The organism is Burkholderia ubonensis, assembly GCF_902833085.1.
GTDB lineage: Bacteria > Pseudomonadota > Gammaproteobacteria > Burkholderiales > Burkholderiaceae > Burkholderia > Burkholderia ubonensis.
Genome location: NZ_CADFEB010000001.1, coordinates 851,639 through 875,007 on the forward strand (window position 1 = coordinate 851,639; position 23,369 = coordinate 875,007).

The following is a 23,369-nucleotide window of genomic DNA, read 5'->3' on the forward strand; positions in this document are numbered from 1 at the left end:
CAAAGACGTAAAACTCGATGACGCGGTGCTCACATCGTAGCCTCAGGTGGGCAGCCTGCGCCGAAGCGGGCTGCCTTTATGGATTGATCGTTTTTGTGATCGGCTTCGCCTTCGGAGCGATTCGCGTCCTGCTGCTTGTGCCGCTCCTGGGAGAGACGGCAGCCGTATCGCTCGAAGCGCCATTCATGCTTGCCGCGAGTTGGACCCTGTCGCACTGGAGCGCGAAAAAACACGACATGCTGACAGATACCAACGAGGCGTTGCTGATGGGCGCATTCGCCCTGGCCGTATTGACGCTTGCGGAGTTGTGCACTAACGGACTCCTGTTCGGAAGGACGGTGCTCGAGTACTTTGTCGGCTTTTGGTCGGTGCCCGGCGCGATCGGCCTCGCAGGCCAACTTTGCTTTGCAAGCTTTCCGTTTCTGCAGGCGCGCGGTAACCGAATCGGATCGAGCAGGTGAACGCGATTGCAGGCGGTCAGGAGCGCAACGCCGAATTGGCTGTTGAATCCGCAGAGCACAACGGCCACTCATTCCGAAGATCCGAAAGCTTGTCCCCCTTAGCGGATCGGTTGCAGCAACCAAGAGCCCGGCGCACCACGTGACTGACCTGACTCCAGCCCCGCACCCAGCACGACTTGAAACCCAAAGGGCAAGCAATGATCAGAGATCTCCGCGCACTTCACCGGTTCCCAGCGCGCTTCGCTGCCGGTTGACTTCCGCCCAAAGCTCATCGCTGTCGTCATTGCGCAGCAGGACCATCCAGTCCAGTTGATCGTCGGTCACGCCGAAGTATTCCAGGATTTCCCGGCGAACCGCATCGACGAACTGCGCGTATTCCGGGGTTGCCTGGGCCTGCGCGTGCAAGGCATCGTATGCTGCATCGTCCGCGCCGCCGCCGTGCTCGTCGATATAGCGCGAGATCCACTGGTCTCGTTCGTGGTCGTAATCGGCCTCGGCACGCATCGCTTGCACAGCCGTGTAGAAATCCAATTGGGCAAACGCGGCGATCGCCGCCGTTGTCGCCTCGTCGAATGTAGTCGTCATTCCATTTCTCATGTTGGTCATCGCACATCATCGCACGGGTCGCACCCGGGCAGGTGCCGCGAATGCGGACGGTGCAATGCGCCGCCTGGCGGCTTGCACCGACCCACTGCCGTCATCCCGTGGTTTGCAAAGCAGCCGTTCGGCGATCGTCTTCCAGACCATAGAAGCTATTGAACAGAGAGATTGGAGCTTCGACCGCCAGTGCCTGGAACGGAAAGCAGAGCGCCAAGTCTTGAATGTCCGCTGCGTGCGATAGCCGGTTTATGAAGCTATCGGCGACGCTGCCCCTGACGAGGCCGTAACGATTGAGCAATTGCCCCCACAGAGGCATGTTGCGGAATCGCGATTCTGCAACCCTGGCACTCGCAACATACTCCTCTGGAAAGCACCGTCGATAAGCGCCCAGGTTATAAAGCCAAGATGTGCCGACAACACGTGCCGCATCTTTGTGGTTCCGCCCGACGTGATCGAACAGCGAACGGAGTTCACAAAGTCGCTCGGGCAGGCGGTCGATGCTCAACGGAGAGACCGTGAGCGGGTCCACATTCTGGAAGTGAACACGAACGCATCCATCATCCTGCATGACATATGAGAAGCAGCCGAACGCTGCGCCTACTGATTGCCCCTGCGCACCTTCGACACGCGCGAGATAGCAGCGATAGGTCCAGTCGGACAGGTCTGCAGCTTGACTGAAGCCGTCTATGTAATGACGCCATGCCGGATGCGCTTCGTCGAAGTCGCGGCCAAGCCCGAGACGGACGTAGACGTTCGTATAGTCCAGCAACGCCTGCTCGATCCTCATGCCGGTTAGATCGGCAGCGGCTCGTGCAAAGCGGATCTGCAGATCGAAGAACTCCCTGCTGTATTGCACACGGATATCCTCCCTGGGCAGGGATTGTCAACGATCTGGCCTTCCATGCCAATCGACGGCTCCTGGCCGCGTGCTGCCCGACACCGTCGGCTATAGTCGCCCCTAAGTGGACGCGAGAAGCTACATGCAACCGCATCGCGGCTTATATTGTACGACTGCCAAGTCGCCTTATTTGGGTTCATCGCGGAATCCCGGGGAACGCGGCGCGGATCTTGAGGAAGAAGTATTCCTCGTCGCGGTACCCGTAAGCACGGCGCTTGATGACCTTGATCGTGTTGTTGATCCCTTCGACGGCGCTGGTATTGAGCGGATGGCGGCAGCGGGCCACGATTCCGTGCCAGTACCCTGCAAACGCTCGGCGAACTTTTGCAGGGCGGCGCCCCGCTTTGCTGGGCCTGTTCGAACCATTGCCCTCAAGCCTTTTCCGCCGAGGCTGGCTGGAGTCCGATAATATCGACATGCGACTCACTGCTTAACTGACTGCAAAATCCCGCCGCAGGTCATTACCGAATTTGCGCAAAACATATCCCATTCGGAGACAACCATGTCCGCAGGCCCCCCTGATTCCGGTGTCTCGAAGTGCCCCTTCCACGACGCGGCGCCGGCCGCGCCGATCACGCCCGGCGGCTGCCCCGTGAGCGCGCGCGCCGCCGCGTTCGACCCGTTCGGGGACGGCTACCAGCAGGACCCGCCCGACTACCTGCGCTGGGCCCGCGAGCAGGAACCGGTGTTCTACAGCCCCGGGATCGGCTATTGGGTGGTCACGCGCTACACCGACATCAAGGCGATCTTCCGCGACAACCTCACGTTCAGCCCGTCGATCGCGCTCGAGAAAATCACGCCGACCGGCCCCGAAGCGAACACGGTGCTGGCTTCGTACGGCTACGCGATGAGCCGCACGCTCGTGAACGAAGACGAGCCCGCGCACATGCCGCGTCGGCGCGCGTTGATGGACCCGTTCACGCCCGATGCGCTCAAGCACCACGAGCCGATGGTGCGCCGGCTCGCGCGCGAGTACGTGGACCGCTTCATCGACGACGGCCGCGCCGACCTGGTAGACCAGATGCTGTGGGAAGTCCCGCTGACGGTGGCGCTGCATTTTCTCGGCGTGCCGGAAGAGGACATGGACACGCTGCGCGCGTATTCGATCGCGCATACGGTGAACACCTGGGGCCGCCCGCAGCCGGACGAGCAGGTCGCGGTCGCGCACGCGGTCGGCAAGTTCTGGCAGTACGCGGGCAAGGTGCTCGACAGGATGCGCGCGGACCCGTCCGGCCCGGGCTGGATGCAGTACGGCATTCGCAAGCAGCAGGAACTGCCCGACGTCGTCACCGATTCCTATCTGCATTCGATGATGATGGCCGGCATCGTCGCCGCGCACGAGACGACGGCCAACGCGACCGCCAACGCGATGAAGCTGCTGCTGCAGCACCGCGACGCGTGGCGCGACATCTGCGAGGACCCAAGCCTCATTCCGAACGCGGTCGAGGAGTGCCTGCGTCACAACGGATCGGTCGCCGCGTGGCGCCGGCTCGCGACGAAGGACGTCACGATCGGCGGCGTCGACATCCCGGCGGGTTCGAAGCTGCTGATCGTGACGTCGTCGGCCAATCATGACGAGCGTCAGTTCGCGGATGCCGATCTCTTCGACATCCGCCGAGAGAACGCCGGCGACCAGCTCACGTTCGGCTACGGCTCGCATCAGTGCATGGGCAAGAACCTGGCGCGCATGGAGATGCAGGTCTTCCTCGACGAGTTCACGCGCCGCCTGCCGCACATGCGGCTGGCCGAGCAGCGCTTCACGTATGTACCGAACACGTCGTTTCGCGGGCCGGAGCATCTCATCGTCGAATGGAACCCGGCGCAAAACCCCGAGCGTCGCGATGCGTCGGTGCTGAAGCCGCGCGCGGCGGTGCGGATCGGCGAGCCGTCGTCGCATGCGGTGAGCCGCGCGGTGACGGTCGAGCGCGTGTCGGCGTGCGCGGACCGGATCGTGCGGATCAGGCTCGTCTGCGCCGACGGCAAGCCGCTGCCGCGCTGGGCGCCGGGGGCGCACATCGACGTGCTCTGCGGCGACACGGGGCTGTCGCGCCAGTATTCGCTTTGCGGCGATCCAGCCGATCGCGGTGCGTTCGAGATCGCGGTGCTGCGAGAGCCGGAGAGCCGCGGCGGATCGGCGTGGATTCATGCGAGCGTCGACGCAGGCGACGTGCTGAGGATCCGCGGCCCGCGCAATCACTTCCGTTTCGCCGGCGAGGTGCGCACGGCGATCTTCGTCGCGGGCGGCATCGGCATCACGCCGATCAGCGCGATGGCGCGCGACGCAAGGGCCCGCGGCATCGACTACGCGATTCACTACAGCGGGCCGCGCCGCGCATCGATGGCGATGCTCGACGAGCTGGCCGCGCTGCATGGCGAGCGTCTTCATCTGCACGTATCGGAAGAGGGCACGCGGAACGATTTCGCGTCGCTGTTCGCGCAACCCGACACGCAGACGCACATTTATGCGTGCGGCCCGGCGCGGATGCTCGACGCGTTGGAAGCGTGCTGCGCGCACTGGCCGGAAGATGCGCTGCGCGTCGAGCATTTCGCGGCGACGAAGCCAGCCGTCGATCCGGCGCAGGAACAGCCGTTCGAGATCGAACTGAAGGACTCCGGAATGGTGATTCCGGTCGCCGCCGATCAGACGGTGCTCGCGGCGCTGCAGCAGGCGAACATCGACGTGCAGAGCGATTGCCGGGAAGGCCTGTGCGGCTCGTGCGAGGTGCGGGTGCTGGCGGGCAGGGTGGACCATCGCGACAGGGTGCTCACGCGCGCCGAGCGCGAAGCGCACGACCGCATGATGACCTGCTGTTCGCGCGCGTGCGGCGGCGAACGGCTGGTGCTCGAACTGTAGGCGCGCAGGCCGGCTCGCGGCGGTCGGTTCTCGACGCGGGTCGCCGGCCTGCTGATGACGGCGGCTCAGGGCCTGAGCAAGGCCGCCGACTGGAAGAACGTTTGTGCGCGCGGATCGCCGGCATACGCGACGTTGATGCGAATCCACGGGCATTTTTCGGCATTCGGGCGGAAGTATTTGCCGGGCGCGATCGTCACGCCGCGCGGCGCGCCGAATTCGGCGAGGCGCGTGGAATCGTCGATATGGGGCAAGCGCGCCCAGACGAACGTGCCGCCGACCGGCTTTTCGAACAGCTCCCAGCCGCAGCTCTCCAGCATCTGCACGGTCGCGCCGATCGCGTACTGGATGCGCAGGCGCAGTTTCTCGAGATACTTCCGATAGGTGCCGCGTTCGAGCATCGCCGCGGCGACCGCTTCGATGAAGCGAGAGCCGCCCAGGCTCGTCAGCATCTTGATGTCGGCCAGGTCCTTGATCACCGACGGGGGAGCAAGCACGTAGCCGACCCTGAGCGACGACGACAGGGTCTTGGACAGCCCGCCGACATAGATCACGTGCTCGAGCTGGTCGAGCGTCGCGAGCCGGTCGGTCGGCGCCGCCTGGAAGTCGGCGTAAATGTCGTCCTCGACGAGCGTGACGCCGTGTTCACGCGCGAGTTGCAGCAGCCGGAACGCGATCTGCGGTGCGACGGTCGTGCCCGTCGGGTTGTGGAACACGGTGTTGACGAAGAAGAGCTTGGGGCGATGCTGCTTCAATTGCGCTTCCAGCACGTCGAGGTCAGGACCGATGCGCGTGCGCGGGATGCCGACCAGCTTGACGCCGTGCAGCTTGAGCAAGCCGAACAGGCTGTAATAGCCGGGGTCCTCGACGAACATCGTGTCGCCCGGCTTGAGCATGTAGCGCATCAGCAGATCAAGCGCCTGGCTGGCGCCCTGGGTCAGCAGAATCTGCGACGGTTGCGCCTCGATGCCCAACTGGGCGATGCGGTGCAGCAGATGCGCGCGCAGCCCCGGATAACCGTGCTGAGACGCATAGTCGGCGAGATTGGCGCCTTCCGTGCGCGATACGTAACGGATGGCCCGTCCGAGACCCTCCTTGTCTCGCCAGATCTCCGGGATGAAGCCGCTGCCCAGTTTCAGCGATTCGCTCGGATGGTTGAGCTGTTCGAGAATGTGCTCGGATTCGTGTTCGGCACGACGCGGATCGGCCAGGCCCAGTGCGGCCGCGACGTGCTGATGGTGATGGCTTGCCACGTAAAATCCGGAGCCGTGCCGGGATTCGACGTGCCCCAGTGCAACCAGGCGGTCGTAGGCTTCGATCACGGGGTAACGGCTGACCCCCTGGTCGGCGGCGAACCGCCGGATCGACGGCAGTTTCACGCCGGCGCCGACCGCATGATTTTGTAACCAATGAACGACACCGTTGACGATCTGGTCGGTAAGCGGAAGATTGCTGCCGCGGTCAAGAACGAGTTCGAGCTTCATCAAATACTCCTGAACGGCCGCACGGGCCAGGTCGTCTGGGCAAGTGTTTCTTTTTTTCGCTGAACAGTTCCGACAAAACTATCACGAACTGTGCATGTTCGCACGAACATCGCATGGCAATAATCGTTCCGACAATAACGCGCGGAGATAAATTCACCCCGGTGCGGCGGATTTATGAATCGATCCTGTATCGAGATGCTATGAGTCTTACGCGTACGAGGCGCCATTTTTTGTATTTGATGATCGATGTTGTTTCTGAATATAAAAATTCCAACTTCTGCGTGATAACTCGAGATTTTCATGGGGCCGTGCGATAGGGGCCCCGCTCGCGGCGCGAGCGGGGCGTCTGTCTTGTGTGTTCGAATCTGTTGTCCAATTCCGACTGTTTCGTCTCGCAATGGCGGGGAGAGAATATGCTTGGTACGCAGAATAAAGAGCAATATTCACGTAATCTCGAGGAATATAATAAAGACGGGTTCACCGTTTTCAGAAACGTCATCGATCCCGGGCTGATTGCCGAGGCGAGAGATCACCTGCTTTGGCTCCGCGAAAAGTTTCCCGAATTTCGCCCGGAGCATCTTCATCATCCGTTGATGCGCGACGATGCGTTCTGGGTTCGGCTGGTGACCGACAGTCGCCTGCTGGACATTGCCGAGCTTTTCCTGGGGCCTGACCTTGCCTGCTTTACGGCCCACTACATTTGCAAGCCGCCGCTGGATGGTCAGGCGGTTCTCTGGCATCAGGACGGTGCCTACTGGAAGCTGTCTCCGATGGAGGCAACCTCCTTGTGGCTTGCCGTCGACGAGAGCACTGCTGAGAACGGCTGCCTGCGGGTCGTTCCGGGCACCCACAAGCTCCCGCTGCAGAAACTGGTGCTGCGCGACGACACGCCGAATCTGCTGATGTCGTCGATGGAGGATCGGCACGTCGACATCAACAACGCCGTGAACATCGAATTGCAGCCCGGCGATGTGTCCGTGCACCATCCGAATGTCATTCACGGTTCCGATCCGAACCGATCGTCGAAGCGTCGATGCGGGCTCGATATCGCCTTCATCGGTACGTCCACGGCGATCGAGAGTGAAGGTCTTTATCTGAACCCCATCCTGGTGCGAGGCGCGGCCGTGCCGGGCATCAACCAGTATCGCGCGTGGCCGTCGTTCGATGCCGATAAGTCCATGCAGTTCGCGGGCTGCGAGTCGTGGACGCACAAGAGTCGGGAGGTCAATGCCCGGCATCCTGAATTCGTACCGTCGCGGCACGACGACGAACCGGTGCAGGAAATTGTGCGGCGGATGCTGGCCCGGCTGAAAAGCGGAACGACGAAGGAACTGCGCTCCGAAGCGTAAATCTTCACGCGCAGCGTGGTTTCTCGTGCGACATGCGCGACGGGCAGTGCATTCCCGTCACGTTTCTGGACCGCATCAAAATAAGGATAAGGGACACCGATGTCTGCTGTTTCCGATCTCACGCCACAAATGCAGGGTTATGTCGGTGAGTTCATGGACCCGGACAACCTTGGCTGGTTGCCTTACGTCATGTATTTTCATCCGGCCAATTTCAAGACCGACATCGTATCGACCGACGGATCGGGGTTCCGCTATACCGAGGCTCGAAACAAACGGCATTCCGCGACCACCTTGGATCGCTCGGAGCCGGTACGCTTGCTGGTCGGAAGCTCCACGGTGTTCGGGACGGGAGCGACTGCCGATCGTCACACGCTGTCGTCGCGATTGACCGAGAACGATCCCCGGCCCGAGCCGTGGGTCAACTTCGGCGGCCGTGCGTTCAACTCGATGCAGGAGCTGTTCCAGTTTCTGCTTTACCGTCACCAGTTGCCTCCGGTCAAGGAGGTGGTGATTTTCTCGGGACTCAACGATCTCGTGCTGTCGGGTTTGCCGTCGCATTTGCGCGGCGAACACGGCGGGTTTTTCTTCAGCCAGCAATTTTTTGATCGCCTGACGGGAAAGAAGCCGTCGGGGCTGACGACGTGGTTCAAGAAAGAGGTCAAGGAGGCCAAGCCGGATGACATCCTCCCGGTTGATGCGCAGATCGCCTATACGGCGGATCTGATCCTTCGGCACGTGGACTCGTGGCGGATGCTGTGCGATGCAATCGGCGCCCGGCTGTCCTACGTGCTTCAGCCGCTGGCGAACTGGGTCCGCCCCCGCGGCTCGGTCGAGGAGCAGGCCATTTTCGCGGAGCTCGATATTCAGGGCTCCTTCCGGGAGACTTACCGTGACGTCTGTTCCGTGACGACCCACAAGGCATTCCTCGAACGCTTGCAGCCCGGCATGACGGAAATGGGCGTCAATTTCGTGGACTTCACTTCGGTGCTGGCGAAAGCGGCTCGGCCCGACCAGTGGCTCTTCGTCGATCGCATTCACCTCACCGACGAGGGCTCCGACGTGGTCGCGAAACTTCTTCTTCGAGAACTGAACAACGGAGATCAATCATGAAAAGGGTGTGGAATTTCATTCTCGGGGCATTGGGGATCAAAAAGAAGAAGAGTGGAAAACAGAAGGATGCGTCCATCTATCCCATGTTTTGACGGGGGATGGTTTCCTCGTGACTCGAGCCGCCTGTCGCGGGCCGGGACGAGGATGATCTTGTCGCAATCCTGCACACAGACGAATCGAGAAGACGCACCATGATCCAGCCGAACCTTTGGTCAGATTCACCGCGCCCGGCATGACCGACCGGAATCCGTCCTTGACGTGGACCGTTATCGCCACGGGTCTCGGCTTCGCGGTAGTGCAACTGGATGTGACGATCGTCAACGTAGCGCTGACCAGGCTGGGCGGTGCGCTGCACAGTCCGCTGGCCGGGTTGCAATGGGTCGTGGATGCCTACACGCTGGCGTTTGCGGTGCTGTTGTTGTCGGCGGGTACGCTGGCTGATCGGTTCGGGGCGCGGCGCGCCTATCTGATCGGCTTCGCGGTATTCGGCTTCGCGTCCGCCGCGTGCGGTGCGGCGACTTCCGTGACGCAATTGGTCGCTGCCCGCGCCGTGCAGGGCTTCGGGGCGGCGTTGCTGGTGCCGCCTTCGCTGGCCTTGCTCAATCATGCCTGTGCCCACGACCGGAAACTGCGTGCCCGGGCAATCGCATTGTGGACGGCTGCCGGCAGCGGATCGATCGCGGTCGGCCCGGTGATCGGCGGGGTATTGCTCGAAAGCTTTGGATGGCGAAGCATTTTCCTCGCGAACCTTCCGCTGTGTGCGCTCGGCATCGGACTCACGTTGCGCTTGCCGGAAACGCTTCGAACGCGCCGTCCGCTGGATTTGCCCGGCCAGGCGCTGGCGGTCCTGGCGCTGACGAGCCTGTGCGGCGTCACGATCGAAGCGGGTGCGCTGGGCTGGGGGCATCCGCTGATACTCGGCGGCTTCGCGTTGGCGGTCGTCAGCGGGGCGGCCTTCGTCCTGGTCGAAGGGCGGATCATGCATCCGATGCTGCCATTGAAATTTTTCCGGCTGCCTCACTTCAGCCAGGCGGTGTTGCTCGGCGTGGCGGTGAACCTGACCTACTACGGCCTGGTGTTCGTGCTGAGCCTGTATCTGCAGCACGTGAAGCACTACAGTGCGCTGCAGGCCGGGCTGGCGTTCGTGCCGCTGACGGCTACGTCCGTGATCGCCAATCTGGTGAGCGGCTGGTTGAACAGCCGCTTCGGGGCGCGGCTTCCGATGCTGCTAGGCAGTGCGATCGGCGCGCTGGGTTACCTGCTGCTCGCGCGGCTGGACGAGAACAGCAGCTATATGTCGATGCTGACGCCGTTCCTGTTGATTCCCGGCGGCGCGGCGTTGGTGGTGCCGGCGATGACCGCGACCATCCTGGCCAGCGTCGAGCCGACGTGGTCGGGCACCGCATCGGCCGTGCTCAATGCGGCGCGCCAGGCGGCCGGCGCGATCGGCGTGGCGGTATTCGGCGCTTTGGTCGCGGGCGGCGACGATCACATCGTGAGCGGCCTGCGCGATGCGGCCGGTGCGTCGGTCGTCATGCTCGTCTGCGCGGGGGTCATGGTGTGGCTGGGCATCCGGCCCGAAGACAGCGCGGGCTTCTCCAGTCCAACCGGGAAGCGCGACAGAAAAATCATGTAGCGGTCGAACGGGGGGTATGCCGTGATCGACAACGATGGCCAACGGGATACGGGTGATGTGGCGTGACATTTACAGACTGACGCAGACGCCTGAACTGTTTCTGGAGTCCGGCAACTTGCGGCGCCTGATCGACGAAGCGGGATTCGCTGCGGTGGACATGATGCCCCCGACGGTCGCCGAAAGCGTCGACGGGCTTCGCGATTTTCTCGTCGAGAGCACGCGTCGCCACGAGGCGGAGCTTCGTTCGGCCGTTCAAGCGATGGGGCATGGCGACAATGCGCGGCATGCCGCTCGGTGTCTGTTCGCGCACAGTGCGCCAGTCGCGTCTGCGCTGGGGCGATGGCTGCAGGGCCTGAGCTGTCCGAGCGATTTCGAAGACGACCTGCAGCTCAAGGCGCTCGCTTTGCTGGCCGATGACGCGGGCGCCGGGCAGGCGGAGATGTCCAGGACGGACGGCTTCCGTCGGATCGCGCGAAGCATCGACCTGGTGAGTGCGGCCGGGCAGCCGAGCGACATCGTGGCGGATCGCAGCCTGCGGGATGGCGTCTTTCGTTTGCCTGCGATCCTGCTGGCCCTTAGCCGGCGCAGCGAGATGTTCGTGCCCGAGATCGCGGGGCTGGACTATGCGCTGCGCACGGTCGGCCTGCTTCCTGTCTGGCGCGTGCTGGCCGAGTGCATGCATGCGTCCGGGTGGGAGCGCCTTGATCTGGCCGTGCAGCAAACCGACGCGCTTCCGCGCGGCCATACTCCGGCTTCCCTGTCGCGTCACATCCTGGATCGCCACGACACCCGCCCGGAGCGTCATTTACGCATCCGCGACGGCATGGTCTGGGCAATCAACGCGCTCGCGGCCGATGCGGCCGATTTCGTGGCGGTCGTTAGGCTTGCCGCCGACCCGGCGCGGGCGATGGCGCGGCTGATTCAGGAGCGCGCGGGCGAGGCTGCGGTCTATCACCAGGACTTCGCGCTGGAGGGCAAGTCCCTGAAGCATTGGTTCGTCGAGGCGAAATGCGATCCACAGCCGCTGGTCGACGCACTGGCGAGAAGCCGGCTGATCTGTCGAGGCGATCCTGACCGGAGCATGCTGCTCGGTTCGCTGCTGCGGCCGGACGGCCGCATGTTTCGCATTTTCCAGCCCGACGATCTCGACGTGATCCGGCGGTGGATTCTGTCGTTGGCGGAGCCGGACGTCGCCGCCGAGCCGGGTCCGGCACGCGTGAGCGCGACGGCGTCGCCACCGGAGCACCGGCGGCCGATCGAAGCCGGCGATCTCGAGCTCGGCGCGGTGCCAGAGAATATTCGCGACGCGTACCATCTGCTCCAGGGCCGTGCGCTTGCGCCACGCACACGCCGTTTTGCGCTCGATTACGCGCGATTCTGGCTGTCCGTCGCGCGGCGCTCGATCGGTGCATCGGAGCGATCGTTGCCGGAAAAATGGCAACAAGGCTTGCTGAGAAGCTGGTTGCTCGATGCGCACGCGTTGCACGACGAGGCGTTTCAACGCACCGAGGAGCAATCGATGCCCAGTCGCGAGACGCTGATCGACCAGACGCTGCAGCTCGCGCCGCTGACGTTGATCGACGGTGCCTGGCTTCAGGGCTTCAGCGAAGTGGCGTATGCGTCGAGCCGGGTGGGCGCGCCGCTGTTCCGGATCTATTGGGACGAGCTCGGCAACGGCGACCGGTCGATCAACCATCCGAGAATCTATCGGGATCTCCTGGTCTCGATGGGCGTCGAGCTTGCGCCTACGGGGTCGCGGGAGTTTGCGCACGATCCTCGGCTGCGAAGCGAGTCGCTCAGGCTGCCGGTCTTCTGGTTGTGCCTGGGGAAATTGCCCGCCACGCTTCGGCCCGAGATTCTCGGCCTCAACCTGGCGATGGAGCTGTCCGGTGTCGGCGGCAGCTATCGATCCGCCCGCAAGGTTCTGAAGCATCACGGGTTTTCGACGCAATTCGTCGACCTGCACAACACGATCGACAACGTTTCGACCGGCCACTCGGCATGGGCAGCCGATGCCATCGACGCCCACATGGCCGTTGCCGCTCAGTTCGTCGATCAGGATGACGAATGGGACCGGATCCGGGCCGGATACGCGGCCCTTGCACCCGTCACGAAACGCAGTAATGAACTCGATTTCTTCAAACAGCAAAAGCGTTCATGGCGCGTCAGGACAGCGCGGGAGCCGTCACATGCCTAAAGCCCATCTGGGATTGTCTGCGTTCTATCACGACAGCGCCGCGGCACTGGTCGTGGATGGTATTCCCGTCGCCGCTGCGCAGGAGGAGCGTTTCACGCGCAAGCGTCATGATTCCGCGTTTCCGAGGAACGCCATACGTTATTGCCTGAGCGAGGCGGGGATGCAACTGTCCGACCTTGCATCGGTGACCTATTACGAAGAGTCGAACGTCAAGTTTCGACGCATGCTGTCGTCCTTCGGCAGTGCCGGGCCAGGCGGATTTCCGGCGTTTTCCCGGGTTCTGCCTCAATGGCTTCAATGGAAGCGCAACGTGCTGCGCACGGTGGATCGGGAACTCGATCAACTGGGATTGGGCCGCGGCCCTCGCGCGACCGCCATTCCTCATCATCGCTCGCACGCGGCCTCGGCGTTTTTTGCGTCGCCATTCGACAATGCGGCCGTTCTCTGCATCGACGGCGTCGGCGAGTGGCATACCACGAGCATCTGGCGCGGTGCGAGCGACCGGCTGGACCTGGTCGCTTCGATTTCCTATCCGCATTCGCTCGGGTTGCTGTACTCCGCCTTTACGGAGTTCTGCGGCTTCAAGGTCGACTCCGGAGAATACAAGCTGATGGGGCTGGCGCCCTATGGTGAGCCGCGTTACGCGGAACGTATTCTCGACCATGTCGTGAGCCTGAAGGCGGATGGCTCGTTCTCGTTGAATCTCGATTATTTCGAATTTCTGCGCGGGCACCGCATGACGGGGCCGGCCTTCGAGCGGCTGTTCGACGGTCCCGCCCGTGCGCCGGAGGCGCCGCTTACACAACGGGAATGCGACATCGCAGCGTCGATCCAGGCCGTTACCGATCGCGCGGTGCTGGGCCTGGTGCGCGAAGCCAGGAACCTCACCGGCGCGACCCATCTCTGTCTGGCAGGCGGGGTTGCGTTGAACTGCGTGGCCAACGGTGAAATCGATCGGTCGGGCCTGTTCGACCGCCTATGGGTGCAGCCGGCCGCGGGCGATGCGGGGTGTGCATTGGGCGCGGCGCTGGATACCGCCGTCAAGCAGGATGGTCGTCCGCCCGTGTCGGCCGGTGACGCGATGAGCGGCGCTTACCTCGGACCGCAATTTTCCGATGACGAGATCGTCGACTTTCTGAAGTCCGAAGGGCATCGGTACGAGCGACTCGACGAAGGCGAACTGCTCGATACCGTTGCCGCCGCGCTCGAAGAGGGGAAGGTTGTCGGGTGGTTTCAGGGGCGCATGGAGTTCGGCCCGCGCGCGCTCGGCGCACGCTCCATTCTGGGTGATCCGCGCAATTCCGGGATGCAGCGCACGATGAATCTGAAGATCAAGTTCAGGGAATCGTTTCGCCCGTTCGCGCCTTCCGTTCTCGAAGAGGATTCCCATACCTGTTTCGAGCTCGAGAACGAGAGTCCGTACATGCTGGTGGTCGCGCCCGTGTCGGCGGCGATTCGCGAGCGCGACACGCCCCGGCGCTCGCTCGGCTGCATCAATGACGTCAGGTCCGATCTTCCTGCCATCACCCATGTCGACTTCTCGGCGCGCGTGCAAACCGTGACGGACGCCCGCAACGGCCGCTATGCCCGGCTGTTGAAGACCTTCAAGGCCCGGACGGGCTGCCCGGTGCTGGTGAACACGTCGTTCAACGTGCGCGGCGAGCCGATCGTATGTACGCCGCAGGAGGCCTTCCGCTGTTTCATGCGGACCGAGATCGACCTGTTGGTACTCGGGTCATGTGTTCTATTCAAATCGGAGCAGGCGGAGCTGGTCGAAACATCCGACTGGCGCGCCGAGATACCGCTCGACTGAACGACCGGGACGACACAGATATGCTCAGAGTGATGACGTTTCTTCTCTATTCGCTTGTCTTCATTCCTGTTTGGGCATGGCGGAGACTGACGGGCGGTTCGCGTTTCGGCCGCCGGTTCCATGCCCGGAATTCCACGTGGGATGTGCAGGCGTCTTCCCGAACCCGATAGACGTCCGTGCAAAAAGCAGGATGTCGAATCAACTGTCGATCGTTGATCCGGACCGGTAGGAAACGGTCCGGGAATCCGGTCGCATCCGGTCCGGCGGAGTCGCGATGCGACGAGGCCGGCGATAGCCCATGTGGGTGTCCATAGAAAAAAAGAGGGTAGACGATATGCGCGGGAGTTGCGGAAAAAGTAATGCAGGTCGCCATTTGATGCGGGCCGCACTGCTATGGACGGGGGTCGTCGCCGGCTTGGCAGGGTACGGGGCTTCGGCGCGTGCCGCCACCGACGACGATGCGCAGCAAAGCGAGCAATGCAGCCGGCTTCGGCAGGCGCATATCAAGGACACGCGAGTCGAACTTGCGCAGATAGTGCCGGCCCAGAGCCGTTTCGAGAATGTCGACGGCACCGTCGCGGTGACCAGTGCACCGGTTTGCCGCGTCGTGGCGACGGTCAGCACCGCGCCCAAGCGCAAGCTCGGCATCGAGGTCTGGCTGCCGCTGGACTGGAACGGTCGACTGCTCGGCACCGGCAAGAGCGGGTTCGGCGGTTTCATCGACTATAGCGAGCTGACGTCGGCCGCCACGCGCGGGTTTGCCGCGGTCAATGGCGATACCGGCTACAAAGGGAGCGGCTCGGGCGAACCCGGCAAGCGCCTTGACTGGGCGGCAGACCCGGAAGTGCTGCGCGACTGGGCCTATCTGTCGGTCCATCCGATGACCGTTGCCGCGAAGGAAATCATTCAGGCGTACTACGGCCGGGGTGCGAAGTATTCGTACTTCAGCGGCTGCGGCGGCGTCGAGGCGATGCGGGAGGTTGAAGATTTTCCGGATGATTATGACGGCGTGGATGCCAGATCGCCTGGCCTGTACTACAGCCAGTTGATGCAGAGCTTTCTTTGGGGGGCGATGCTTCCTGCACGGCAGCCCGACGCGCTGTTGACGACGGACGCGCTCGCGTTGCTCAATCGCGCGGTGTTGCAACACTGCGGTGGCGCGCATGCGCTCGCAGACGGTTTTCTCGACGACCCGTCGCAATGCCGCTTCGATCCCGCCGAGCTGCAGTGCAAGAGCGGCGACGCCAGCCAGGCGAATTGCTTGAGCGCGGCGCAGGTGCAGCAGGCGAAGCGGTTGTATTCGCCGGTCCGTAACGCGCTGACGGGCGAGCTGATCTACCCGGGTTTCGCGCGAGGCAGCGAGCGGGGGTGGGCGGGCATCCAGAATCAACTTGCCGCCTACTACGCGCAGCCGCTGCTCGCTAGTTCGGTCTTTGGCGATGCGCGCTGGGATTGGACCACATTCGATTTCGGTGCGGACGCCACGCGCGTCGATCGACACCTTTCGCCGATCGTCAACGCCACCAATCCCGACATTTCACGTTTCGCGGCGCGCGGCGGCAAGCTGATCATGACTCAGGGATGGGCGGATGCGATCAATGCGCCGACCCGGCCGATCGAGTATTTCAACAAGGTCGCCGAAAGGGCGGGCGGCGTGGAGGGCGCGCGGCGATCGTTTCGATTGATCATGGTGCCGGGCATGGGGCATTGCGGTCACGGACCGGGACCGACGACGTTGGGCGGATCGTCCCCGCCCACGGAATACAGCCCCGACCGCGACGTCGTCAGCGCGTTGCAGGATTGGGTCGAACGCGGCAAGGCGCCGGATCGTTTCATCTCGACGAAGTACGCGAACGACGATCCGAACGACGGCGTGAAGTTCGAGCGCGCGGTGTGTGCCTATCCGCTGCAGGCGCGCTACAAGGGCTCGGGCAGCCGTCAGCTCGCCAGCAGTTTCAGTTGCGTCGAAGCCGATGCCGAATCGGCGGGCGTGGCCAACCGCTGAGTGCGTTCGCTGGATGGAGAACACCAGATCGAAGAGGCGGCGCAGCGAAGCGCGGCGCGCGGCCGGCCGGCGTGGCGGATGCCGAGGTGACCGCCTCCTCGATCTACATCGAAGTTCGTGACCGCGTGTTGGTCAAATGGATCGTGAACGTAAATGCGGACGATGCGGAGTGCCTGAACTATCTGATGATAAAGTGGACCGTCCGCGCGGCCGTCGCGGACAAACAAATGCTTTGAGAGGGCGAATAGATGGCAAACGAGAATATGCACTTGAGCCAGGCCGGCTGGACCGCGCTGCGCACCCGCGAGCACGCGGTGATGGCCTACTACAACGACGTGGCAAATAATTGCACGTACGGCGTCGGCACGCTGGCGCATACCGGCCCGTGCACGCCCGAGGAACTGGCACGGCCGGTGACTGCGGCGCAGGTGAATGCGCAGCTCGCCGCACGCGTCAGCCGGGCCGAAGCCGCGGTGCGCCGGAACGTCACCACCCGCGAACTCACGCAGGACCAGTTCGACGAACTCGTCAGCTACACGTACAACGCTGGCGACACCGGCGCGCGCGCCGCGCTGCAAGCTGCGAACCAGAACAACGACGCCGGCGTCGTATCCCACATGAATCAGCGCGTCTACGTCCATCCGCGCGATGCGAACGGCCGACGTCTCGCGCCCGTTCGTTCGAACGGACTCGTGAATCGACGGCGCCTTGAAACCGCTCCGTTCCGCCGTCAGCCGGGTGCACAATGAGAAAGTTCGCTTTTGGGCTGCTCTTGCTGGCATCCGCCACCGCATTCGCCGAGCAGACGCCGGCCGATGAGATTTCGGCCCGCAGCGGGCTGCCGGCGAGCGAGGTCAGCGCGCTGCTTGCCGACTGCGAGTCAAACCAGACGAGCATGAATTTTTGCGCGTGGCGCGACCAAATCGTCGCCGAGCGGGAACTGCAGCATGTCGTTGATCGGCAGGCCAGCGAGCACCCGGAGCGCAAGGCCGCGCTCGACGCGAAGATCGCGAAATGGAAGAAGGCGCGCGACGCCTCATGCGAGAAGTCGGCACGCAAGGAGTGGGGGGAAGGCTCGATGCGCCCTGCGGCGCAGGCGATTTGCGCGACGGCGTCGACGAAGAAGATGACCAAGCGGCTCTCTACACCGGATCGCAAGGCTTCGTAATGGCGGCTCACCCACCGTATTCCGTCGTGCTCTCCTTCGCGGGAGACTGTTTCGACGTACGAGCCGTTGAGCGGGAAAAGATCGCGGCCGCCACTGCCGGCTCGCTCGCGATACCGATCTTGCTCGACGACTTCGATTACAAGCCAGCGAACCGATAGTTCATCCGCCGATTCTTTGCCCCGGACATATCGAACTGAAGGTAAATCCGGCCGCCCGGCATTTACCGGTTGTCTACCGACTAACCCGAAACATCGCGGAACGAAAAAACCCGCGAAGCCTAGAGCTGTCGCGGGTTTTCGAACATCTCCGGAACTGTCCGGAATAATTCTTGGTGCTCAGGGCGGGACTCGAACCCGCACGCCTCTCGGCGCTACCCCCTCAAGATAGTGCGTCTACCAATTCCGCCACCTGAGCAAGAGGGGACGGATTGTAACGGGTAAATGATCGTTTGTGAATACTTTGTGTCGGGAAGCTGACTGAGCGCCAACGGCGGTTGCGTCGTGGCGCGGAAAGTCATTCCGGCTCCTCGAGCGATCGGGCCGGCGGGGAATCGATCGACAGCCACGGCTGCCAGGCGGGATACCACGCATGCTGCCAGCGCTGCACGAAGTCGGCCCACAGCGCAAACGACGGTGCGAGCGGAAACAGGCCGGTCTGCAGCAGCCATTGCGCCGCGGCGTCGAACGACGGCGTCGCGGTGATGTGGATGGTCATGGCTTCCGCGTTCCGTTCCGGGAATTCGTGCCGCGTGATCTCGACGTCGACCGACGGCAGGTGAGCAGTCAGTTTCGTTTCGCCCATGTCCAACCTCGGGTTGATGCGACGGCCTGCGCTTCCGTCGGTGGCAGATCGACATTCATCGCGGGATCAGCTCTTTCTGGTCGTCTTCGGAACGAATGTCGTAGGCACATGCTGAACCTGTTCGCTTCCACAATCGGGGCAGCGCGGATGAGCCGTTTGATGGTCGGCGAGATGCTCGACGCTCTCGAACGTTTTGCCGCACTTTTCGCAACGATATTGGTAGGTCGGCATGGCAATCCTCCGGTAGCGGAACAGCGTGCAACCACTAGTATGGTTCGTAGAAACGCGAACTCGATATTGCAATGAACCCGCATGGATTCGAATGCGGGGCTCGACCGGGAGGACCACGCATGGAACCTGACGACATTGGGCTCGAAACCCGGCTGGTGCGCGTGCGCGGCGTGGTGCAGGGGATCGGCTACCGCGAAGCGTGCGTGCGGCATGCGACGGGGATGGGCGTGACCGGCTGGGTGAGGAATCGCATGGACGGATCGGTGGAGGCGATGCTGCAAGGCTCGCCGAAGCAGCTCGACGAGATGTGCGCATGGATGAGCGAGGGGATGCCCGCCGCGCTCGTCGACGGAGTCGACGTGACCGAGGTGCGGCCGCCGGTTGCGCGCCTCGACGGCTTCGATCGGCTGCCTACGCTGTGATGGGACGAATCCCCCCCACTTACTGAACCGCCGTCACCGGAATATTCGAAATCCGCACGAGCCGGTCGAGCACGCTGCGGCGGAACAGCGACATCACGCTATGAAGCGGATCGTGGCGCGGGGCGACGACGACGATTTCATCGCAGCCGTGCTCGGCGGCCACGGCTGCGATGGTATCGGCGACCGGGCCGACCTTCATGACGACCCGATATGCGACGCCGGCATCCTTCAGGATCCGCTCGGCCTTCGCCAGCTCGCCTTCCGAGAAATGCTGCTCGATCTCGCGCAGCCGCGACAGCGGATGGTAGGCCTCGAGCCGGGTCGATTCCAGCGGAGGCTGGACGTTGAGCAACACGATTTCCGACGCGCACCGTTCCCGGTAGAGGAAGGTCGCATGGCGCACCGCCTGCAGCGAGCGGGACGAGTGGCCGACCGGAACCAGCAGCTTGAGCATGAGTGACGTCCGACGAATGAGATGCTTGCAGGGTAGCGCGCGGCCGCCCGGAGCGATCTAAAGAGATCGGGCGGCGACGTAAAAATGTCGTTAACACGCCCGGCGTCCGGCGACCAGACCATGTTCTGTTAATTAGAAATATAAGAAATTTAAGTTTATGCGCATAAACGTTTTCACCGGCCCCGGCACCCGTGCCGCGGCGATTCAGTCGAAACCGCAATGAGTCCGCCGGGAAAATATCGGGAGTCGCCGGGGCGGCGTCGCGTAGAGTAGAGCGTCAGCGGCGGCGCGACGCACATCCGGCCCCGCGCGGGCTTCGCGCGGCGGCCGTCCGTGCCGCCCGCCATCCGTGTCCGTTTTCCAGGAGACCTCGCATGCCGCACCGCGCCCCGTCGCTTCTCGCTCCCGCCTCTATTCCCGTCGATCCGATCGTGCGCCTGTCCGCGAGCGCGCTTGCGTCGGCGATCCGCCGCAAGGACGTGTCGTGCGTCGAGACGATGAACGCGTACCTCGACCACATCGCGCGCGTGAACGGCGCGCTCAACGCGATCGTCGCGCTGCGCGACCGGGATGCGCTGGTCGCCGAGGCCGCGCAGAAGGATGCGGCGCTCGCGCGCGGCGAGCATCACGGCTGGCTGCACGGGTTCCCGCAGGCGCCGAAGGATATCGCGATGACGAAGGGCATCGTGACGACGTTCGGTTCGCCGATCTTCCGCAACAACGTGCCGCAGGCCGATTCCGTCGGCGTCGCACGGATGCGCGCGGCCGGCGCGATCTTCATCGGCAAGACCAACACGCCGGAATTCGGTCTCGGCTCGCATACGTTCAACGACGTCTACGGCGCGACGCGCAATCCGTATGACTTGACGAAGAGCGCTGGCGGCAGCAGCGGCGGCACGGCGGCCGCGCTCGCGGCGCGGATGCTGCCGGTTGCGGACGGCAGCGATTTCGGCGGCTCGCTGCGCAATCCGGCGGCGTTCTGCAACGTCTACGGCTTCCGGCCGTCGCAGGGCCGCGTGCCGCGCTGGCCGGGCGTCGACGTGTTCGTGCAGCAGCTCGGGATCGAGGGGCCGATGGGACGCACGGTCGGCGACGTCGCGAACCTGCTCGCGATCCAGGCCGGCTACGATCCGCACGATCCGCTGTCGCTCGCCGAGGCCCCGGCCGTGTTCGCGCAGCCGCTCGACGCGGACCTGCGCGGCAAGCGCGTCGCGTGGGTCGGCGACTGGAACGGCTATCTGGCGACCGAGCCGGGCGTGCTCGCACAGTGCGAAACGGGGCTCGCGACGCTGCGCGAGATCGGCTGCGACGTCGACGCCGCGCTGCCGGCGTTCGCGCCGGAACGGCTCTGGCGGATCTGGCTCGCGCACCGGCACTTCCTGTCCGGCGGCGGGCTGCTCACGCACTACCGCGATCCGGCGCGCCGCGCGCTGCTGAAGCCGGAGGCGATCTACGAGGTCGAGGGCTTGCTCGCGCTGCCGGCGCAGGCGATCTTCGACGCGAGCGTCGAGCGCACCGCCTGGTACCAGACGCTGCTCGGCTTCTTCGAGCGCTACGACTTCATCGCCGCGCCGGCCGCGCAGGTGTTCCCGTTCGACGTGGACGCGCGCTGGCCGCAGCAGATCGCGGGCCGCGCGATGGACACCTATCACCGCTGGATGGAAACGGTCATGCCGTGGACGCTCGCGGGCTGCCCGGTGATCAGCGTGCCGGTCGGCTTCAACGCGGTCGGGCTGCCGATGGGGATGCAGCTGATCGGCCGGCCGCGCGCGGACCTCGCGGTGCTGCAGCTCGCGCGCGGCTACGAGCAGGCGGCCGACTGGGTCGGCCGGCGGCAGCCGGGCTGGATGGCCGCGTAGGCGGCGATCGGGCGCAAGGGCGGGCCCCGCCGCCGATCGGCCGGATATTGCTGCGCAAAAGGAACGAATGCCGCAGCGGCCGTGATATCGCGCAGCCGTTGCGCGCGAATGCGCATGCCCGTCACCGGCGATTTCGTATCGATGTGTATCAATCGTTGCGGCGTCGCGTAGCGGGCTTCGAAAATATCCGCCTCATCATTCCGGCACGGGAGAACAGGACATGAACAGGATACGCGCGACGGGCAAGCGTCTGGCGTGGGCAGGCGCCGTTTGCGGCGCGCTGCTGAGCGGCGCCGCGCACGCGCAGCTCGACCTTCAATCGCTCGGCGCATCGCTGCTCGGCGGCGGGCAGCAGCAGGCGGCGCCGGCGCAGGGCGCGCTCGGGCAACTGCTGCAGGCGTATGTCGGCGCGAATCAGCAGGTGCTGGCGGGACAGTCGTCGCTCGCGTCGGCGATGGGGCTCACCGGCGCGGCCGGCCAGGCGCAGCAGGCGTCGAGCCTGCTGGGCAGCGGCGGCAACGTGCTCACGCCGGCCGCGCTGTCGCAGATGGGCGGCGCGCAGCAATCGGTGTCGCAGGCGCTGGGCCAGGCATTCGCGACCGGCGGCGCCGCGCACGGTCCGGTCGACAAGCAGGCGTTCAGCAACGGGCTCGCATCGCTCGGCCAGGGCCTCACGCAGTATTCGCAACTGCAGTCGGGGCTCGGCGGCCTCGGCTCGACGAACCCGGCCGAGCTGCTGCAGGCGGGCCTGAATCCGCAGAACGCGCAGGCCGCGTCGTATATCGCGCAAAGCGCACCCGGCCAGCTGCAGTCGCTCGCGGCGACGCTGAGCCAGGCCGTCCAGTTCGCGACGAGCCAGGGCATCTCGGTGCCGTCGGTCGCGACGTCGGCGCTGAAGCTGCTGCCGTAACGCCGTCGCCGTCGCCTGCGCGGGTGCAGGGTCGTCGCTTACGATGACCTTGCACTGCATGGGGATTTCAGCCGGTGCTATCGTGTGGCGTCCTCGCTCACGGTGCCGGCTCATGACTGACTCGTTCGACCTCTCACGCTATTTCGCCCGCATCGGCTACGACGGCCCCGTCGCGCCGACCCTCGACGTGCTGCGCCGCGTCCACCTGCTGCATCCGCAGTCGATCCCGTTCGAAAACCTCAATCCGCTGACCGGCGCGCGCGTCGCGCTCGACTTGCCCGCAATCGTCGACAAGCTGGTCGAGCGGCGGCGCGGCGGCTACTGCTTCGAGCTGAACAAGCTGTTCTACACCGCGCTCACGCACATGGGCTTTCGCGTCACGCCGCTGATTGCGCGCGTGCGCTGGATGCGTGCGCCGGAAGACGTTACCGCGCAGACGCACATGCTGCTGCGCGTCGATCTCGACGATGCCGCGTGGTTCGCGGACATCGGCTTCGGCACGGCGACGCTGACCGCGCCGCTGCGTCATCTGCCGGGCGAGCGCCAGTTGACGCCGCACGGCGCGTTCCGCGTCGTCGACGCGCCGGTCGCGGGCGAGCTCGACATGCAGTGCGAGACGCCGGACGGCTGGCAGACGACCTACCGGTTCTCGCTGAAGCGGGCCGAATGGATCGATTACGAGACCGCGAGCTGGTTCACGTCGACGTACCCCGATTCGCTGTTCGTCAACGACCTGATCGCGTGCCGTGTGCTGCCCGAGGGGCGCGCATCGATGCTCAACGCCGTGTTCACGCAGCGCGACGCGACCGGGGCGGTGAAGGCGACGACCACCTTCGACGACGCGGCTGCGTGGAGCGCGTGCCTGCGCGACACGATCGGGATCGACACGATGGGCTTCGATCTCGACGCGCTGTTCGCACACGCGGCGGCGCGCAGCGCGGCGTCGCCGGGCGCACGCGGTCCGGTGACGAACGGGCGGGCTGCCGAGCGCTGATTCAATCCTGCATCAGCGATAGACCGGGAAACGCCGGGTCAGCTCGGCCACCTGCGCGCGCACGCGCTCGATCGTCGCTGCATCTTCCGGGTTGTCGAGCACGTCGGCGATCAGGTTGCCGACCAG

The 23,369-nt window shown here is 64.3% G+C and carries 21 protein-coding genes, 1 tRNA gene and 1 pseudogene; 15 read left to right on the forward strand and 8 right to left on the reverse strand.

Annotated features, from left to right (window positions below; genetic code table 11):
* Window positions 1-95: 95 nt before the first annotated feature.
* The gene (locus HWX31_RS03780) at window positions 96-461 is read left to right on the forward strand and encodes a hypothetical protein (protein ID WP_174965069.1); all 366 of its coding nucleotides are present in this window, start codon (window positions 96-98) and stop codon (window positions 459-461) included.
* Between the two features lie 201 nt (window positions 462-662).
* Here the strand turns inward: HWX31_RS03780 and HWX31_RS03785 are convergent, their stop codons facing one another.
* From HWX31_RS03785 to HWX31_RS03795, 3 genes and pseudogenes are all read right to left on the reverse strand, one after another.
* Window positions 663-1,046 (reverse strand): ATP-dependent protease, encoded by a 384-nt coding sequence (locus HWX31_RS03785; protein WP_174965070.1) that lies wholly within the window; start codon window positions 1,044-1,046, stop codon window positions 663-665.
* Window positions 1,047-1,158: 112 nt separating this feature from the next.
* Window positions 1,159-1,917 (reverse strand): hypothetical protein, encoded by a 759-nt coding sequence (locus HWX31_RS03790; protein ID WP_174965071.1) that lies wholly within the window; start codon window positions 1,915-1,917, stop codon window positions 1,159-1,161.
* 178 nt (window positions 1,918-2,095) lie between these two features.
* Window positions 2,096-2,327: pseudogene (locus tag HWX31_RS03795) on the reverse strand (transposase); the annotation flags it as partial.
* Between the two features lie 134 nt (window positions 2,328-2,461).
* Here HWX31_RS03795 and HWX31_RS03800 point away from each other — a divergent pair.
* Window positions 2,462-4,813 (forward strand): cytochrome P450/oxidoreductase, encoded by a 2,352-nt coding sequence (locus tag HWX31_RS03800; protein WP_174965072.1) that lies wholly within the window; start codon window positions 2,462-2,464, stop codon window positions 4,811-4,813.
* Between the two features lie 65 nt (window positions 4,814-4,878).
* On the opposite strand, the gene HWX31_RS03805 is transcribed toward HWX31_RS03800, so the two are convergent.
* The gene (locus HWX31_RS03805; protein WP_174965073.1) at window positions 4,879-6,294 is read right to left on the reverse strand and encodes an aminotransferase-like domain-containing protein; all 1,416 of its coding nucleotides are present in this window, start codon (window positions 6,292-6,294) and stop codon (window positions 4,879-4,881) included.
* Window positions 6,295-6,707: 413 nt separating this feature from the next.
* Between HWX31_RS03805 and HWX31_RS03810 the strand changes: the two genes are divergently transcribed.
* From HWX31_RS03810 to HWX31_RS03850, 9 genes are all read left to right on the forward strand, one after another.
* The gene (locus tag HWX31_RS03810; RefSeq protein ID WP_174965074.1) at window positions 6,708-7,643 is read left to right on the forward strand and encodes a phytanoyl-CoA dioxygenase family protein; all 936 of its coding nucleotides are present in this window, start codon (window positions 6,708-6,710) and stop codon (window positions 7,641-7,643) included.
* A 99-nt stretch (window positions 7,644-7,742) separates the two neighbouring features.
* Window positions 7,743-8,753, forward strand: a complete 1,011-nt coding sequence (locus HWX31_RS03815) for an SGNH/GDSL hydrolase family protein (RefSeq protein ID WP_174965075.1) — start codon at window positions 7,743-7,745, stop codon at window positions 8,751-8,753.
* Window positions 8,754-9,006: 253 nt separating this feature from the next.
* Window positions 9,007-10,389, forward strand: a complete 1,383-nt coding sequence (locus HWX31_RS03820) for an MFS transporter (protein WP_174965087.1) — start codon at window positions 9,007-9,009, stop codon at window positions 10,387-10,389.
* 55 nt (window positions 10,390-10,444) lie between these two features.
* Window positions 10,445-12,586, forward strand: a complete 2,142-nt coding sequence (locus HWX31_RS03825) for an iron-containing redox enzyme family protein (protein WP_174965076.1) — start codon at window positions 10,445-10,447, stop codon at window positions 12,584-12,586.
* Window positions 12,579-14,399 (forward strand): carbamoyltransferase family protein, encoded by a 1,821-nt coding sequence (locus HWX31_RS03830; protein WP_174965077.1) that lies wholly within the window; start codon window positions 12,579-12,581, stop codon window positions 14,397-14,399. Before HWX31_RS03825 ends, HWX31_RS03830 begins: the two co-directional genes overlap by 8 nt.
* A 376-nt stretch (window positions 14,400-14,775) precedes the next feature.
* Window positions 14,776-16,404, forward strand: a complete 1,629-nt coding sequence (locus HWX31_RS03835; protein ID WP_244143640.1) for a tannase/feruloyl esterase family alpha/beta hydrolase — start codon at window positions 14,776-14,778, stop codon at window positions 16,402-16,404.
* 86 nt (window positions 16,405-16,490) lie between these two features.
* Window positions 16,491-16,640, forward strand: a complete 150-nt coding sequence (locus HWX31_RS03840) for a hypothetical protein (RefSeq protein WP_157379673.1) — start codon at window positions 16,491-16,493, stop codon at window positions 16,638-16,640.
* Window positions 16,641-16,652: 12 nt separating this feature from the next.
* The gene (locus HWX31_RS03845) at window positions 16,653-17,153 is read left to right on the forward strand and encodes a glycoside hydrolase family protein (RefSeq protein WP_059637609.1); all 501 of its coding nucleotides are present in this window, start codon (window positions 16,653-16,655) and stop codon (window positions 17,151-17,153) included.
* Window positions 17,150-17,572, forward strand: a complete 423-nt coding sequence (locus HWX31_RS03850) for a lysozyme inhibitor LprI family protein (protein WP_174965078.1) — start codon at window positions 17,150-17,152, stop codon at window positions 17,570-17,572. The genes HWX31_RS03845 and HWX31_RS03850 overlap by 4 nt, the downstream gene beginning before the upstream one ends.
* Before the next feature lie 329 nt (window positions 17,573-17,901).
* Here HWX31_RS03850 and HWX31_RS03855 read toward each other — a convergent pair.
* The 3 genes from HWX31_RS03855 to HWX31_RS03865 all read right to left on the reverse strand — a co-directional run bounded on the left by HWX31_RS03855 (window position 17,902) and on the right by HWX31_RS03865 (window position 18,604).
* Window positions 17,902-17,986: transfer RNA gene (locus HWX31_RS03855), tRNA-Leu, on the reverse strand.
* A 99-nt stretch (window positions 17,987-18,085) separates the two neighbouring features.
* Entirely contained in the window at window positions 18,086-18,373 is a 288-nt protein-coding gene (locus HWX31_RS03860) for a hypothetical protein (protein ID WP_174965079.1), read from the reverse strand.
* Window positions 18,374-18,439: 66 nt separating this feature from the next.
* Complete coding sequence (locus HWX31_RS03865; RefSeq protein WP_076476538.1) at window positions 18,440-18,604, reverse strand: FmdB family zinc ribbon protein; 165 nt, start codon at window positions 18,602-18,604, stop codon at window positions 18,440-18,442.
* Between the two features lie 119 nt (window positions 18,605-18,723).
* Here HWX31_RS03865 and HWX31_RS03870 point away from each other — a divergent pair, with 119 nt between their 5' ends.
* A complete protein-coding gene (locus HWX31_RS03870; protein WP_174965080.1) occupies window positions 18,724-19,026 on the forward strand; it encodes an acylphosphatase in 303 nt (100 codons plus the stop codon).
* Window positions 19,027-19,045: 19 nt separating this feature from the next.
* Here the strand turns inward: HWX31_RS03870 and HWX31_RS03875 are convergent, their stop codons facing one another.
* Complete coding sequence (locus HWX31_RS03875) at window positions 19,046-19,480, reverse strand: universal stress protein (protein WP_010089634.1); 435 nt, start codon at window positions 19,478-19,480, stop codon at window positions 19,046-19,048.
* A gap of 374 nt (window positions 19,481-19,854) precedes the next feature.
* Between HWX31_RS03875 and HWX31_RS03880 the strand changes: the two genes are divergently transcribed.
* The 3 genes from HWX31_RS03880 to HWX31_RS03890 all read left to right on the forward strand — a co-directional run bounded on the left by HWX31_RS03880 (window position 19,855) and on the right by HWX31_RS03890 (window position 23,243).
* Complete coding sequence (locus tag HWX31_RS03880) at window positions 19,855-21,339, forward strand: amidase (RefSeq protein WP_174965081.1); 1,485 nt, start codon at window positions 19,855-19,857, stop codon at window positions 21,337-21,339.
* A gap of 220 nt (window positions 21,340-21,559) precedes the next feature.
* A complete protein-coding gene (locus HWX31_RS03885) occupies window positions 21,560-22,249 on the forward strand; it encodes a hypothetical protein (RefSeq protein WP_174965082.1) in 690 nt (229 codons plus the stop codon).
* A gap of 112 nt (window positions 22,250-22,361) precedes the next feature.
* The gene (locus tag HWX31_RS03890; protein ID WP_174965083.1) at window positions 22,362-23,243 is read left to right on the forward strand and encodes an arylamine N-acetyltransferase family protein; all 882 of its coding nucleotides are present in this window, start codon (window positions 22,362-22,364) and stop codon (window positions 23,241-23,243) included.
* Window positions 23,244-23,369 lie beyond the last annotated feature (126 nt).